This window comes from Entomomonas asaccharolytica, assembly GCF_016653615.1.
In the GTDB taxonomy this organism is placed as follows: Bacteria; Pseudomonadota; Gammaproteobacteria; order Pseudomonadales; family Pseudomonadaceae; genus Entomomonas; species Entomomonas asaccharolytica.
Map to the genome: position 1 here is coordinate 1404655 of NZ_CP067393.1, position 14999 is coordinate 1419653.

Sequence of the window (14999 nt, forward strand, 5' to 3'; positions counted from 1 at the left end):
CCTGTTAGAGGGTATGAAAATACCCTCAAGGTATTTCATACCTTTTTTTATGAATTTTTAATGAAATGAGAGGTATGAACATGACTATTCCAACAGAATGCTGTAACAGCATACATTTAACTAATGCTATCGAGATTGATGGAAAAGTATCACTTATTGATATATTTCTTAATGGTGTTGTACGTGTCCGTGTTACAAATGAAGCGGGCTACGGAAAGCAACTAAGGGTGACTTTTAACAGTGAGCAATCAATGAAATTTGCATTAAAGCATACTCATTGGGCACGCAAACCAGCAGAAGTAAATACCATAGCAGCAGACATCCATGAGAAAGGTATTCGAGTTAAGAGGACTTTCTATAGAGACTTTGATCTTCTATCCAGTTTATCGGAGGGATCGAAGGATGTCTGATAGTAGCCAAGCCACAGCACAGCAATTGCAGTTTACTGGTTGTGATAATGGCTTTTTAAAAAATGAAAAGATCACTATAGAAGGAGTGATCAATTTAACATTCAGTGAGTTTAGGGGATGCTGTGCAGTTTCAATAATGTTTGAGTCAGCAGAAGCCTGTTTTATGGCAAATGAAAAATTGTCATGGCGATATGCAGATCCAACGTATGCTCCTAATACTTTAAATGGCACATATGAAAGACAAAAAGGTTTTGTTATTCAAGGCTGTTATTTTAAAAGTATGAACTATGATGAGTGATATAAATTAAAACTAACCTATAGGGTATGTAATTACCCTTGGGTACATTCATACCCATTTTTTAGGAGTATGTAATGTGTACTAATGATAAAAGATTAATTATTGCCTTATCCAATGGACATGACCTAGATGGAGAGCTTGTTGTAGACGAATGTGTACTTAAGGGTGTTAAACATATTTCATTTAACTATATGTTTGATACAGACAGTACCATAACAGTGCAATTTGATTCTGAAGAATCCTTTCAAGAGGCCTTAAAGCTGACTGATTGGAGGTTGTCTTTGAATCATAATCACAGTCTAGGTATTAATTGTGCTGAAGGTGGGGTAAGAATAGCTAATATTGTTTATGAAAAAATAGATGTATTACTTGATACTCAAGGAGCTACATCATGATTGTTTTTAAGCAAAGCAATAAAAAACTAAAACCTTATCGTTTAAGGTTTTATGGTTGTCAGGATAAACATGATCAGGATAAAGAAATTATTATTGAAGGTGTTATAAGACACTTATCTTATGTGGATTATAAAAACCACTATATCAATGTTAGTTTCCTTAATCTAGATTGGTATCTATTAGGACTTGAAGTATTAAGTTTTAATCCTTTAAGTTCTGATGCGCTGCCTAATACATTAGTTGGCATATTTGATCGTAGAAAAGGTGGTTATTTTATTAAAGGCCAATATTTTAAGTATTTGGAGCAAAAATAACGACAGCTGATCATTAAGCTACAACTTAAACCTACAGGGTATGAAAGTACCCAAGGGTTAATTCATACCCTTTTAACAGGAGTATGAAATGCAAATAAGTCTTTTTAGTGGTTATTTTCCTCCAGAGGACGATGACGAAGAACAACTAAAAGAAGGGCCAGTAGTTAAAAATATCGTAAAAATGGATTACATGATTACGGTAGGTTTAGCAGTTTGGTTTAGTAATTTAACCGATCTTGAAATTGCATCTCAACAAACAGGGTGGCCTAGAGATAGCGAAGAACTTTGTTTAATCGTGCAAGAATTCTATGATCAAATTGTTATTAAAGACAGAGAAACAGACGAAGTAACTTATTACGAACGTCTTTTTATACACGAAAATTAATTTAAATCCCACAGGGTATGAACAATACCCTATGGGAGTACTGTGTTCATACCTTGTTTTTCTTATTTTTTGGAGAAACAACAATGAACACAGCAATACAAAACATACCAGGTAAGGGACTAGTACAAGATTTAAGCGTATTTATTAATACGTTTAAAGGGCAGTTACTAGACTCACTAGGACAATCTAATCCACCTGTGTACACACCTGAAAAAGCCAATCCTATTCGTCAAGCGATTATGGATAACCTTATTCGTCAGCCATTCCCTGCCCAAGCAGAGATAGTGCAAGCAGTTTGTGCACTGTTAATAGACAGCAACGAACCTGCGGCTATTATCAATGCAGAAATGGGGACTGGTAAGACAATGATGGCTATTGCGATTGCAGCGGTATTATTTGCTGAAGGCTATAAACGATCACTGGTTATATCACCACCCCATTTAGTTTATAAATGGCGACGTGAAATACTAGAAACAGTACCTCATGCCAAAGTATGGGTATTGAATGGTCCAGATACATTAGCAAAGCTTCTACAAGCGAGAGAGGCTTTAAAGGTAAAAAGTGAAGATGTACCAGAATTTTACATTCTAGGTCGTGTCAGAATGCGTATGGGCTACCATTGGAAACCTGTATGTAAAAATGGACGATTTGTAGAGCGTTATCTGGATGAAGATTCACAAAAGACCTTTACAAAAATAAGACCAGCAGCCTGTTGCCCAGACTGTTTTAGTCACATCATTAATCCAAAATCAGAACAACCTTACACACCTGAAGAGTTTTGTGAGATCAAAAATCAACAACAGTGTGAAAGTTGTGGTAGTAAGCTTTGGACATTAATGAATGGTAAAAAAGTTGAGCATAAGCAAGCTGACTCAGAAGCTGAAGAAATCGAGCAACAAGATTTTCGGAAGCAACTGGTTAAAGAAATGTGCAAAATCCCTACGATTGGTACTGCAACAGCTAACAAACTTATTAATACGTTTGGAACTGATTTTATTGCAGAAATGCTCGTAGACAATGTACATAACTTTATTAACTTAATGGATGAAAAAGGTGACTTAATCTTTAATGATAGCCAAGCAGTCCGTATGGAGCGAGCTTTAGGGAAAATAGAGTTTAGTTTTGGGCAAGGTGGATACCAAGCTTCAGAATTTATTAAACGCTATCTACCTCAAGACTACTTTCATCTACTGATCGTGGACGAAGGGCATGAGTACAAAAATGAAGGATCTGCACAAGGTCAAGCTATGGGAGTACTGGCTAGTAAAGTAAAAAAAATACTGTTACTGACAGGTACACTCATGGGAGGCTATGCATCAGATCTCTTTTACTTATTGTTCAGAGTTATTACGAGCAGAATGATTGAAGATGGGTACAAACCCAATGAGCGAGGTAGTTTAGCTACTGCCTCAACAGCATTCCAACGTGATCATGGCATATTAAAAGACATCTTTACTGAAAAACAAGGGGAAAGCCACAAGACAGCTAAGGGCAATAAAATGGTCCATAGAACGTCAAAGGCTCCTGGTTTTGGTCCTAAAGGTATTTTACGGTATGTACTACCTTTCACCGTTTTCTTGAAATTAAAGGAAATAGGGGGAGATATACTGCCAGAATATACCGAGGAGTTTGTTGAAGTAGATATGACAGACGAACAACAAGACGCTTATAGCTACCTTGTTGGTACCTTAACTACCTTACTAAAAAAAGCATTAGCACGTGGGGATACCTCACTGCTAGGCGTAGTACTTAATACCTTACTAGCATGGCCTGATTGTTGTTTTAGAGAAGAAACAGTAACGCATCCTAGGGATACAAACGATGATGGTACACCTAAAGTATTGGCAAAAGTAGAAAGCCTATTTACGCCAGTGAACATCATGCCCAAAGAAGCAGAACTGATTCGAATTTGCCGAGAGGAAAAAGCGAATAATCGAAGAGTCCTTGTGTACTCAACCTACACACAGACTAGAGATACAACGCATAGACTCAAGACTATTCTAGAACGAGAAGGTTTTAAGGTAGGTGTCTTAAAATGTAAGCCAGAGGAACGTGAAGACTGGATTTTGGCACGTGTAGAGGAGGGCATTGATGTACTTATCTGCAATCCAGAACAAGTTAAGACAGGCCTCGATTTACTGGACTTTCCTACTATTGTTTACATGCAAACAGGATTTAATGTTTACACCATGATGCAAGCAAGCAGAAGATCTTGGCGGATCGGGCAAACACAAGTTGTTAGAGTAATATTTTTAGGTTATAGGGATACGACACAGATAAACTGTTTAGAACTTATGGCCAAAAAAATAGCGGTTACCCAAAGTACATCGGGCGACATACCAGACAGCGGTTTAGATTGCTTAAATCCAGATAGTGAGTCAGTAGAAATGGCATTAGCTAAACAGCTACTGGCAAAAGCTGCTTAATAAAACAACTTACCCACTAGGGAGAAACTTCCCTGGTGGAAGTTTCTCCTTATTACTAGGAGAAAATACATGTTAGATCTACCAAACACTGTGTATAACAGTGATTATACTAAGTTAGCCTATTTAATTGCACAAAGCTTAGCTGATCTGCGTTATTCATTGCCCAATGATGATCAACTTCTCAGTGTAATTAAAAATTGTGATAGCTCAGTTGAAGTAGCACATGCTATTAACAAATACTACGTGTCACTACTAAATGAAGCATTGCTTAAAAGTGCAGGAACAGGTAAAGCTGCTGTTGCAACGCTATTAAATGTTCAATACTGGAAGCATGACGGAGATCCAAGTGGAGATCGTTGTAGTATCCATTTTTTACAGTACATGTTTGAAAATCCAACGAGAGAAGATATAAAAACATTCTGTAAATACATGGATTATTACATTTTAAACCTTCACTTAGGTGGTTTTAATGGTCATACAACCTTTTCAGTGACATTACCTCAAAAAGCTCTTAATCAGCTAACAGAGGAAAAACTGGATAGGTATATGTGTCCATTAATGTTTCGTAGTGGTGAAATAAATAGTCAGCCTACCATTACAGGCTATCTATTAGATGTTGGCCTTATGCGGCAACATGATACTGAAACTAAAAATCACTTTGGCTTTGTTCAAAGAACATTCGATGTGATTAAGGACTACAACCGATTTATTCTACATGCAGAAGATTTTTTACCTGATTATTTGATAATTAATCTAGCTGAAGAATAAAAAACTTTAACCAACACCCATTGGGGATATTCCCCAGTGGAGTATCTCCAAGTTTATTACTAATTAACTAATGGAGATTATAAAAATGGCAATTTTTAATAGTGGTCAAATACTTGTAAGGTATGGTGGTACGAGCCTAGCTAGTTACTTATATGAGTTTGTTTGTAAGATTGAGCGTAAATGTAAGGCCTATAGAGTTCCTACAATGACGGATCTTTTGAATGAAGTAGTTGAGCATTCAAGGGATGAAATATCTTTAGCCCATAACATCAATCAATACATGATGGAACAAGCGGTTAAAGTTATTTACAGAAGTATTAATCGTGATTGTAGAGATATTATAGAGCAACAGTTACAGGTTAATAAAAAATTTGATGCAACAAATCCTGAATTTGATAATTGTGAGTTTGTTTTTTTACATCATCGGGTTCTAGGAACAAATGTAGAGTTATTAATAGAGCTTCAGAAGTATATTGAAGAATATGCAAAGAATCTTGTTAGTAACGGTATTCAAGCAAATGTGACTTTTTCACTCACCGTTCCACAACTGGTATTAGATAAGTTAAATAAGGGAGCTGTAAGTAAATATTTAGATCAGGTAACTAATCCGAATATTGAAAACAAAACTATTCCTAATACCTATTTATTACGGTTGGGAGAGATGAGGCGAAAAAAAACACGAGAGCAGGGTGTTTATTGTTACCTTAAAGCAGCAGATATACTTTGGGCACATAATGATAGTTATTGTGATGTCCCAGATGAAAATCCTGATTTTATAGTGTTAACAGTAAAGTAATGTTGTTCAATTAATTTTATACACCCATTGGGGAGATATTCCCCAATGGGGAGTATCTCCATTTTTTATTATTTTGGAGATTAATATGTCAAAAACAATAGCAAGAATTGTTGCTTTAGGTTATTCAGAACTAGCTAATGATCTATATGATTTTGTAAAAAGTCGGGGGCAATTACCTGATGAAGAAACAGTCCTACAGATACTTAAGGGTAGTACTGATTTTAATGAAATAGGTAATCAGCTAAATCACGTATTCTTAGAATGTACCAGAGAAGCCTTATTAAATGCGGTGTCTCAGGAAAACAGAGAAAAAGTACGTGCCATGCTACTAATACGGGAAGATCTACACGAAGATTCTACTCAAGATCAGTTTGAAATTAGATTTTTAGATAGAACTTTAGGCTATGTAGATACTGCTGTATTAGATGATTTCTATTTTTCATTACAAAGGTATGAGCGAGATTATCTAGCTAATAACCTTACAAGAAAAGTAACGTTTTCATTGGAGGCTCCTAATCAGTTGATTGATTCATTGTTAGCAATAGAGGGATTAAATACCTTTCTATATCAAACAGCAGTTGAACCAACGGATAACAGAGAACATGAAACTTACATTTTGCACCAAGGACTTATCAGGCAGTTATGGAGGTCACAGGAAGTTAGCTTTGAAAAGCTGTCACAGCTTCATAGCTTAATACGTCCCTATATGGGGAGATTAAGAGAGAATTCTGTTACACATCCTTTTAATGCTGAATTTATTGTGATCAATGTAAAGGCTTAATAAACCTTAAATAACCCATTGGGGATACGTCCCCAATGGGGAGTATCTCTAAATTTATTTTGGAGATAAAAATGTTAAAAGCAATGGAAACTATAGTGGCAACTGGCTATTCGAAATTAGCTGAAGAACTATATTACTTTGTGAAAAGTCTAGGGAAACTCCCTGATGGAAATGTAGTACTACGTATTTTAAACAGTGGTACTAGCATGAGTGATATAGGTAATAAGCTTAATTATCTTTTTTTGGAGGCTACAAAAGAGGCACTACTCAGTGGTGTATCTGATGAAAATCGAGAGAAGATAACTAAATTGCTAACATTAACCATTAATTTACAGGAAAACTCTAGGAAAGATAGCTTTCAAATTGGTTTTATGGGAACAATCGTAAGCCATGCAGATAGTGAAAGACTAGTAGAACTATATTACGCAATTAATAGATATGAAAAAGAGTTTTTAATTGCTGATTTAGAACCACAAGTATCATTCTCATTAGAGGCTTCTCAACAATTGATAGAGAAGTTGTTGGCAATAGATGGACTAGATAGTTATCTATTACAAACAACAGCAAAGCCTTGCGATAAGCAGGAGTTTGCTACTTATATTTTACAAACAGGACTTATTTATAAACTTTATCGTCAACGCAAGAATACTTACCTAATACGCCAAGTTAAAGCTGTCTTTAACAAGTATTATCGTAAGAGCCATTGGAGATTAGCTCACTTTAGTAAAGCTAATTTCTATGTGATTAACGTAAAAGAGAACTAAGTTCTTAAACACAACCCACTGGGGAAGCATTATTCCCTAGTGGGAATAGTGTTTCTCCAAATTAACTATTATTTATTTGGAGATTTTACTATGAGTCGTGTCATCGTGGCATTAACAGAAACTGGCTATTCACCTATTGCAGATAGTCTTTATGAGTATATTCAACTTCATGTAGATATGTTACCTGAAGAAGATGAAGTTATAGCGTTATTTAAAGAAAATGCAGGTAATTTATCAGAATATGGTCACAAGCTAAATAGATTGTTTATAGAGCGTGTACAACATATTTTATTAAGTGGGGTATTTTCACCTAATAAAGAACAGGCTAAAAAATTACTAAGAGTTGAGGAAATTTTCTGTGAGGAAGATTCCAGTAAAGATAGTTTTAAAATTAGCTTTGCTGGAATAACTTATCAAGATCCGACTACTGAAGAATTAGAAGCTCTTGATAAAATCATTGTAAATTATAGCCATACTTACTTACAGGGCAATGTAGAAGTAGCTAATACTTATACCTTATCAGTTCCTGCGGAAGTAGTGACTAAAATAAAAGAAATTGATACCGATGGTATTTGTGAGCAGATAGTTGATTACAGCTGTGGCGTATCCAGTACTCATATTATTGAGACAGGGTATCTACGAGAAAGTGGTGAAACATTAGGTCATCAGGCCCTTGAGTACTATGACGCTATTTGGAAAATAATCAGTGATTATATTCCAAACTTTATGGAGATTAAGGGGCATAAGCCTGATTTTTTAGTTCTTTATGTATCCTATGCAGATTAGGGGGTATTTATGAAAAATAAACTCTACTTTACACTGTGTCAACTAGAGGGTGCTCATATTGCACAAAATATCTATCCATTTTTGGTAGATTCAGGTCTTATTCCTGATGTTGAAGATACATTAGAGTTAATGTTTGATGCTTATTCAAGTGTTGAAGGTAAAATGACTACTGATGAAATGGCAGCATTTATGAATGTAGACCTAAGAGAAAGACTAAAAACATACATTGAATGTCATTTAGTCCAAGTGGAGAACAGAGAAAAATTGAGGGAGGCATTAGTTTATGATGAATACACTAATGTTAAAAATCCTAGTCAAGATCTGTTTTGTATATTTTTTCAAGGTAAAGGTTATAGTCCAACGGTTGAAAACATTGAAGCATTATGTAGAGCAATCAATGAGTTTGAACAAGCAATATAACTATTAACCATCTTTAAACATTTAACTTCTCCTATATACATAGAGATTTTATGATGAATGTCAGGAATTTTGATTTACTTATATCATATTTAAGAGAATACCATACTTTATCCAGTATCATATTCTATAGAGTATGATGCTTTTAAATTACTCTATTAAGGTGAAAATAAACTAAACTATGAGGTTAATTACTTTAATACTTGTACCTTTAGCCGCTCAAGCACAGCCAAGTACTTTCTTTGAAGCAAAGCAACTAACTAATCAAATCTACTTTGATAACAATACCGAACTTTACTGTGGATGTACCTACAATAAACATAAACAAATCGATTTAAATAGTTGTGGCTACAAAATTCGTAAGAATACCCAACGTAATCGTGCTGAAAGAGTAGAGTGGGAGCATGTAGTACCTGCGGCAGTGATAGGAAAACAACGTCAATGTTGGCAGAAAGGCAAACGTAAATATTGCCAAAATAATGATCCTGAGTTTGCTAAAATCGAAGCAGATCTGCACAACCTTATTCCTGTGATCGGAGAAGTGAATGCTGATCGTCAAGACTTCATGTTTGGATGGCTACCTGGTCAACCTTCTAAATATGGTCAATGTCAAACCATCATAGACTTTAAAAAACGTAAAATAATGCCTAGACAAGAAGTAAGGGGTATTGTGGCCAGAATTAGTCTCTATATGTATGATCGTTATCATTTACGATTATCAACACAAGATAAACAACTTTTTCAAGCATGGAACAAAGCTTATCCTGTTACTCACTGGGAAAAAACTAGAAATCAACGTACTGCTTGTATTATGGGATGGGGCAATAACTATATTTCAACAGTTGATTTAACTAAATGCCAAACAAAATAAATTAAAAAAATAATATGAGTTTTATGACGTACTAGAATAATTAAAAGTCGTTATGTAATTTAAATAAATTCTATAAAATGTATGGTTAATTATCATTAATGGTGCTGTTAATGCAGTAGGGGGATGATAATTATATGAGGAATTACATACCTATGTACAAGTGATAACATAGGTTCGAAGGAGTAACGAATTGTTTTATAATGCTAGTGAAACTCATTTTCAATTATTTTGGGACGACTCTTCTGCACAAAATAATCAACTATCAATAGCTGAAGAACAACCTAAAACAGCAATAGATAAATTACAAATATTATCTTTTCAAGGAGTCGAAGGTATATCAACACCTTATGCTTTTGAAATAACCTTAATTAACAAACATATCCGTTTTGATATTACTCAACTCCTAAGTAAATCAGTCTTTATAAGTTTTACTCCTGAAGGCACATCTGGTAATGGTACGCATGGAATTGTACAGAGTGTTAAAAGAGGGCCTATAAGCCAACACTATACAACCTTCTCTATTATCATTACACCACGTTTTACTAACCTAATGCGTAGAGTTAATCAACGCAAATTTGTTCAAAAAACTACCCCTGATATTATAAAAACCATCTTAGAAGAACATGGTCTGATGGAAGGAGCTAACACTGGCTTTGAATACAAATTCAAAGAAAGCTATCCAGTCAGAGATTTTTGTGTTCAATACGATGAATCTGACTACCATTTTGTGTCGCGCCTTTGCCAAGAAGAAGGTATTGCATATTACTTTCAACATGAAAGTAATGGTCATAAAATGATTTTTACTGATGCCATGCCATTCTTTCCAAGCATAGCAGAAGCAGTTAAATACATGAGTGATACAGGCATGGTTGCAGACCAACAAGCCTTAAAATACTTTGATGTATCACTTGCTTCAAAAACTCAAACAGCAGCATGGCGTGACTACAACTTTACCAACATGAAAATCCCTGAAGGGGCTAGTCAAGGTAAACAAAGCCAAAAAGGTAACGAAGCCACAGAACCAAACTTAGAACACTACGACTATCCAAGTTCAGGTATGGACAAAGCCAGAAATGAACAACTGGCTAAAATACAAATTGAACGTCTCAGAGCTAACCACCTAACAGGTGATGGATATTCAGACATTCCAGATCTACACAGTGGTTATTACATCACTATCGAGGGACATCCTAGCCTAGATACAATGGATGCTGACAAACCTTGGCTAATTACCCAAATAAAACATAAAGGCTATCAACCACAAGTTTTAGAAGCCTTTGCAGGAACAGCTAGTGCAGCCAGTACCACTATACCTAGTCAACTGCATAAATATCTTGATATAGATACCCAGTTAGAATTTTCAGTAAATGACCAACAACAAGGTTATTTCAACGTATTCAACGCCATTCCACAAGATGTGCCCTACAGACCTGCTTTAAGACATCCAAAACCCAAAGTACTAGGTTCGCAAACAGCCATTGTAACAGGCGCAGCAGGTGAAGAAATCTACTGTGATGAGTATGGACGAATCAAAGTTCAATTTCACTGGGACAGAGAAGGTACATACGATGAAAATAGCTCCTACTGGATCAGAGTAGCAAGTAACTGGGCGCATGATGGCTATGGTACAGTTGTTATACCTAGAGTAGGTATGGAAGTGATGGTAGATTTTCTGGAAGGAGATCCTGATCACCCCATAATTTCTGGAGCAATCCATAATGGCGTTAACAAAGTCCCTTATGACCTACCTGCTAATAAAACTCGATCAGTATTTAAAACAAGCTCATCCAAAGGTGGTGTAGGCTCTAATGAACTAAGAATAGAAGACAAAGCAGGGCAAGAACAAATCTTTGTACAAGCACAGAAAGATTATGATCAACTCACTAAAAATAATCATACCGTACAAGTTAACAACAACAGCCACCTACAAGTACAAAACGAACACTCAGAAACCATAGTAAAAAACAGATACACCAAAAATAAAGCTGAAGAACATCATTTAACAGAGCTAGATCGAAAGACTCAAATAATGATGAACGACTACAAAGATGTAGCTATAGCAGAACATACCACAGTAGGTACAGTAAAAACTACAGAAGCAGGGATGGAAATTAATCTAAAAGCTGGAATGCAATGTATTATTGATGGTGGCTTATCCCTAACCTTAAAAGCAGGTGGTCAACATATCGTACTAAACCCCGCAGGGATATGGATGACAATGCCAGTATGGACTGGTGGTGTACCAATGGAAGGAACACCTGCTATACCAGTTCCACCATTAGCCAAAGAAAATGCAGTGGCACCGACAGTAGCTCCACCCATTATCTATAAAAATGGTTTTAAGCAAATAGCAGAAAAACAACAAGGAATCTATAGAGGAACGCTTACGCTTATCGACAACAAGCAAACCCCCATAACTGACAAATACTACAAAATAGTCACTGACCAAGGTACTGTTTTAGCTGAAGGTTTTACTGATCAGCAAGGTAAAAGTATAGAAGTAGCAACTAATGAAGGACCAGGGGCTAAAGTATATATAGGTCAAGGTGGTTGGACATTCTCAGAACAAGTGCTGCTAGCTGACAGAAATGAATGTTCAGGGTGTAGTAGTGAAGACACTCAATACAGAGGGCAACTAAACCTCGTAGACAAAAATCAAAATCCTATAGCAGATGCTTATTACAAGATAGTAGGTAGTAATGGCGAAGTATTAGCTGAAGGAATAACAAACGAACAAGGTCAAAGTGAAGAAGTTGTATCCTATACTGACTCTGAAGCAAAACTTTATTTAGGTCAAGGTGGTTGGGTACTAACAGAACAAGTAACTATTGAAGAAGAGTGCTGTTGCTAAGGAGTAAAAAATGACAGATCACAGCCAACATAACCACAGAGCGACTGCACGAATACAATTTATGGGACAGTTCGAACCGATAGTAGGAATAGGTTATCGCTTTAAATATTCTTCTGAAGAGCCTATAGAGGGTAAAACAGATGATGCAGGATATACCAAAACCTTAATAGCTGATAACAACATAATAAATGCGAATGACGAATCAATGAGCTATATCAAAATGGATTCAGACACTATGCCTATCACACTTGAAGTACAACGTGATGATGGATCTTGGAAAGAAATAGGTGATTTTCAACTAGAAGCTGATAAAGAAAAAACCATTACAGCACAAATAGAAACCATTGTTTTACCTTTTAAACTAGAACTTGTAAAAGGTCTATAAGGCTAATGGAAAAGGAATTGTAGAGCATGACAACTACCGTAGCAGAAGCACCTCAAAAAACAACAGTTGGAGCGAAAGTAATAAGCAATACCAAAGGCGATAATTTGGTACAGTTTGATGTGACTTATTATATTAAATTCAATGTATATCTGGGAGGAATGATCCTTTCAGCGGGGAACTCATTACCCTATATTTGGGTATGTTCAGATAGCCCTAATAGTGGAACATGGACTGTAGCTAAAACAGGAACGACCAATGGAGGGGTGACTTTACCAGTAAGTAATACAGGGCAATATCGTCTATATATAAGAGAACCCCAAACATCCGATAAAGTGGGGGGCAAATTTACAATTCCTTTTCATGCATCTAGGTACGTTAGTTTACCTGCTAGAGCAGTACAGCCTCTATATGCAATTGATGTAACTGATGCAGCTGACGGTCTGGAAATTAAACCATTATTTCCTATTGAATATCCTTCTAGGCCGACAACAGGGGCAACTCAGAAAGTCTATCCAAAATTAGGTGCAAAAAAAGCACTAAATAATAAACATACATTAAAAGCTCCATTGAATATGGGGGATTACAAAATAACTTATCAACTATGGGCTGATGCAAGTCAAGCTTATGGAATACTTAACTCTTATATTGCAAAAGCTAAATATAGTGATGCTTTAAAAATTTTATACAATGGTATTTTCTTGCCTGAAGTAGTGAATAAGCAAGAAACAAAAAATGGTTGTGTTTTATTATTTAAAGATGGAAATATAGAGCGAAAATTGATCTTTCAAGACAATTCTACACAAAATGCTAGAGGATATAAATCATTTGCTAGTGATAAAACAATGGCAGCAGAAGAGGCTATTAGAAGAACTCACCCATCCGTATTTGATTACTGGCTTAAAGTGATGAGTGATTTTAATATGGTATCAGCAACAGTTAGTAGTGCTTGGCGACCTGCTATTGGATCTATATATCATCGTTACTCATTGGGGTTAGATATTAATAAATTTACTGCTAAAGTACTAAACCCTACTACTAAAAAAACTGAAGAAGTTAATGTATCCTTAACACGAGAAACTGGAAATAATGGTGCCACATGGTCACCCGTAAAAGTTAGTGAATTAACATCAAAAACTAGCATGGCTAAAACACTAACTACAAAATTATATGTTTATCTAGCTCAAGATAGAATATCTTCTACTAGAGAAATAAAGATTGAAGCTTTAGAAATGAATTTTAGTTTTTTAGGTATGCCTAAATTAGGATGGCTAGGTGCTCCTTGGGCAATGACATATACAGACCTTGGAATCAACTACAAAAGTGCAAAACCTGCAATAGCAACTAATTATGACCATCGTCATCATCTTCATCTAACCATTAAAGATGATTTGGAATAACTATTATGAAATTTATAAAATGGCCTGTTTTTATATTAATATTACTATTGAATAATGTTATACATGCTAATGCCTATAACCCTGAGTGTGAAACCTCTAGGGTTAATTGTGATACACCATTGCCTTCTCCACCAAAATCTTCTTTAAAAATGACAAAAGAAGATATCAACAGGCCTCTTAAAATATCACGTGTAACGAAATGGGATATAAGAGCCATAGTTGCTATCGGAGCAGGGGTATTTGAATTTGATCAACAAGCAAATGTAATTAATAGCAACGGAGAGCCTATGACAGGTTATCTTGTTGAATTCTTAAATGAAGATAATAAACCTTTATGGAAAGGGAATGATAAAGTTTATTATTGGTATCGACCAGAAAGAGATACTGGTGACAATTTTAATGATCAAAGTTTATTAACAGCAGGAGATGGTATTTTTATTGATGCAGGTAATAGAATATGTCCTGCCAAATGGATAGCTGAAGAATATACAGCTTTTGAAATTGATTACGCAGAGTATTATTTAGATGGTAACTGTACAAAGGCTACAAGAAAGAAAATTGGAAAAAACACATTCTGGATATACCCAATAAATGAAGAGCAAGACTCTTTTTATTGGTCCATTCAACAGATTAAAGATCCTATAAAACCAATGTATGATGCAGATGGAGATTGTTTACTGTATTGTGATAAATTGTGAAGTATAAAATCTTACTAAGACCATTACAGAGTATTTTGCATATAAGAGCATAAGCAGTTTTTGTTAAGTCATAAAAGGAACAAAGAAGGTGCAATTATTAAGTTTCATACTGCTTACTCTAATGGATAAGTTTAAGCCAACTCCAAAACTAAATGTCAGCATGCGGCCTAAAATAAAGCCAAAACCTCGTAGAAGAACCAATAAATTAGGTATTTTTCTGGTTCTAACAATCTTCTTGTCAGTGCTTGGAGTGCTAG

At 35.4% G+C, this 14999-nt stretch carries 17 protein-coding genes; all 17 read left to right on the top strand.

Translation table 11 applies throughout. The annotated features are described in order from the left end of the window. Nucleotides 1–65 precede the first annotated feature (65 nt). Nucleotides 66–410 (top strand): hypothetical protein, encoded by a 345-nt coding sequence (locus tag JHT90_RS06420; protein ID WP_201095337.1) that lies wholly within the window; start codon nt 66–68, stop codon nt 408–410. Next, nucleotides 403–708 carry a hypothetical protein gene (locus JHT90_RS06425; protein ID WP_201095339.1) on the top strand — a complete coding sequence of 102 codons (306 nt, stop codon included), beginning with the start codon at nt 403–405 and terminating at the stop codon, nt 706–708. Before JHT90_RS06420 ends, JHT90_RS06425 begins: the two co-directional genes overlap by 8 nt. Before the next feature lie 74 nt (nt 709–782). Further along, nucleotides 783–1103, top strand: a complete 321-nt coding sequence (locus JHT90_RS06430; RefSeq protein WP_201095340.1) for a hypothetical protein — start codon at nt 783–785, stop codon at nt 1101–1103. Then, nucleotides 1100–1417: a hypothetical protein gene (locus tag JHT90_RS06435; RefSeq protein ID WP_201095341.1), complete on the top strand. Its 318-nt coding sequence runs from the start codon at nt 1100–1102 to the stop codon at nt 1415–1417. The genes JHT90_RS06430 and JHT90_RS06435 overlap by 4 nt, the downstream gene beginning before the upstream one ends. Before the next feature lie 88 nt (nt 1418–1505). Then, nucleotides 1506–1802 carry a hypothetical protein gene (locus JHT90_RS06440; protein WP_201095342.1) on the top strand — a complete coding sequence of 99 codons (297 nt, stop codon included), beginning with the start codon at nt 1506–1508 and terminating at the stop codon, nt 1800–1802. 83 nt (nt 1803–1885) lie between these two features. Next, the gene (locus JHT90_RS06445) at nt 1886–4228 is read left to right on the top strand and encodes a DEAD/DEAH box helicase (RefSeq protein ID WP_201095343.1); all 2343 of its coding nucleotides are present in this window, start codon (nt 1886–1888) and stop codon (nt 4226–4228) included. A 69-nt stretch (nt 4229–4297) separates the two neighbouring features. Beyond that, nucleotides 4298–4996 carry a hypothetical protein gene (locus JHT90_RS06450; protein WP_201095344.1) on the top strand — a complete coding sequence of 233 codons (699 nt, stop codon included), beginning with the start codon at nt 4298–4300 and terminating at the stop codon, nt 4994–4996. 85 nt (nt 4997–5081) lie between these two features. Continuing rightward, nucleotides 5082–5792 (top strand): hypothetical protein, encoded by a 711-nt coding sequence (locus JHT90_RS06455; protein WP_201095346.1) that lies wholly within the window; start codon nt 5082–5084, stop codon nt 5790–5792. 85 nt (nt 5793–5877) lie between these two features. Continuing rightward, nucleotides 5878–6573 (top strand): hypothetical protein, encoded by a 696-nt coding sequence (locus JHT90_RS06460; protein WP_201095347.1) that lies wholly within the window; start codon nt 5878–5880, stop codon nt 6571–6573. A 71-nt stretch (nt 6574–6644) separates the two neighbouring features. Continuing rightward, nucleotides 6645–7337 (top strand): hypothetical protein, encoded by a 693-nt coding sequence (locus tag JHT90_RS06465; RefSeq protein WP_201095348.1) that lies wholly within the window; start codon nt 6645–6647, stop codon nt 7335–7337. A 90-nt stretch (nt 7338–7427) separates the two neighbouring features. Then, nucleotides 7428–8123 carry a hypothetical protein gene (locus JHT90_RS06470; RefSeq protein ID WP_201095349.1) on the top strand — a complete coding sequence of 232 codons (696 nt, stop codon included), beginning with the start codon at nt 7428–7430 and terminating at the stop codon, nt 8121–8123. Nucleotides 8124–8132: 9 nt separating this feature from the next. After that, nucleotides 8133–8543, top strand: coding sequence for a hypothetical protein (locus JHT90_RS06475; RefSeq protein WP_201095350.1), 411 nt, complete (start codon nt 8133–8135; stop codon nt 8541–8543). Between the two features lie 178 nt (nt 8544–8721). Continuing rightward, nucleotides 8722–9411 carry an endonuclease gene (locus JHT90_RS06480; RefSeq protein ID WP_201095351.1) on the top strand — a complete coding sequence of 230 codons (690 nt, stop codon included), beginning with the start codon at nt 8722–8724 and terminating at the stop codon, nt 9409–9411. A gap of 190 nt (nt 9412–9601) precedes the next feature. Further along, nucleotides 9602–12262, top strand: coding sequence for a type VI secretion system tip protein TssI/VgrG (gene tssI, locus JHT90_RS06485; RefSeq protein WP_201095353.1), 2661 nt, complete (start codon nt 9602–9604; stop codon nt 12260–12262). A 10-nt stretch (nt 12263–12272) separates the two neighbouring features. After that, nucleotides 12273–12647 (top strand): hypothetical protein, encoded by a 375-nt coding sequence (locus JHT90_RS06490; protein WP_201095355.1) that lies wholly within the window; start codon nt 12273–12275, stop codon nt 12645–12647. Nucleotides 12648–12673: 26 nt separating this feature from the next. After that, complete coding sequence (locus JHT90_RS06495) at nt 12674–14044, top strand: hypothetical protein (RefSeq protein WP_201095357.1); 1371 nt, start codon at nt 12674–12676, stop codon at nt 14042–14044. Between the two features lie 5 nt (nt 14045–14049). Then, nucleotides 14050–14742, top strand: coding sequence for a hypothetical protein (locus tag JHT90_RS06500; protein ID WP_201095359.1), 693 nt, complete (start codon nt 14050–14052; stop codon nt 14740–14742). The last annotated feature ends 257 nt before the right edge of the window (nt 14743–14999 follow it).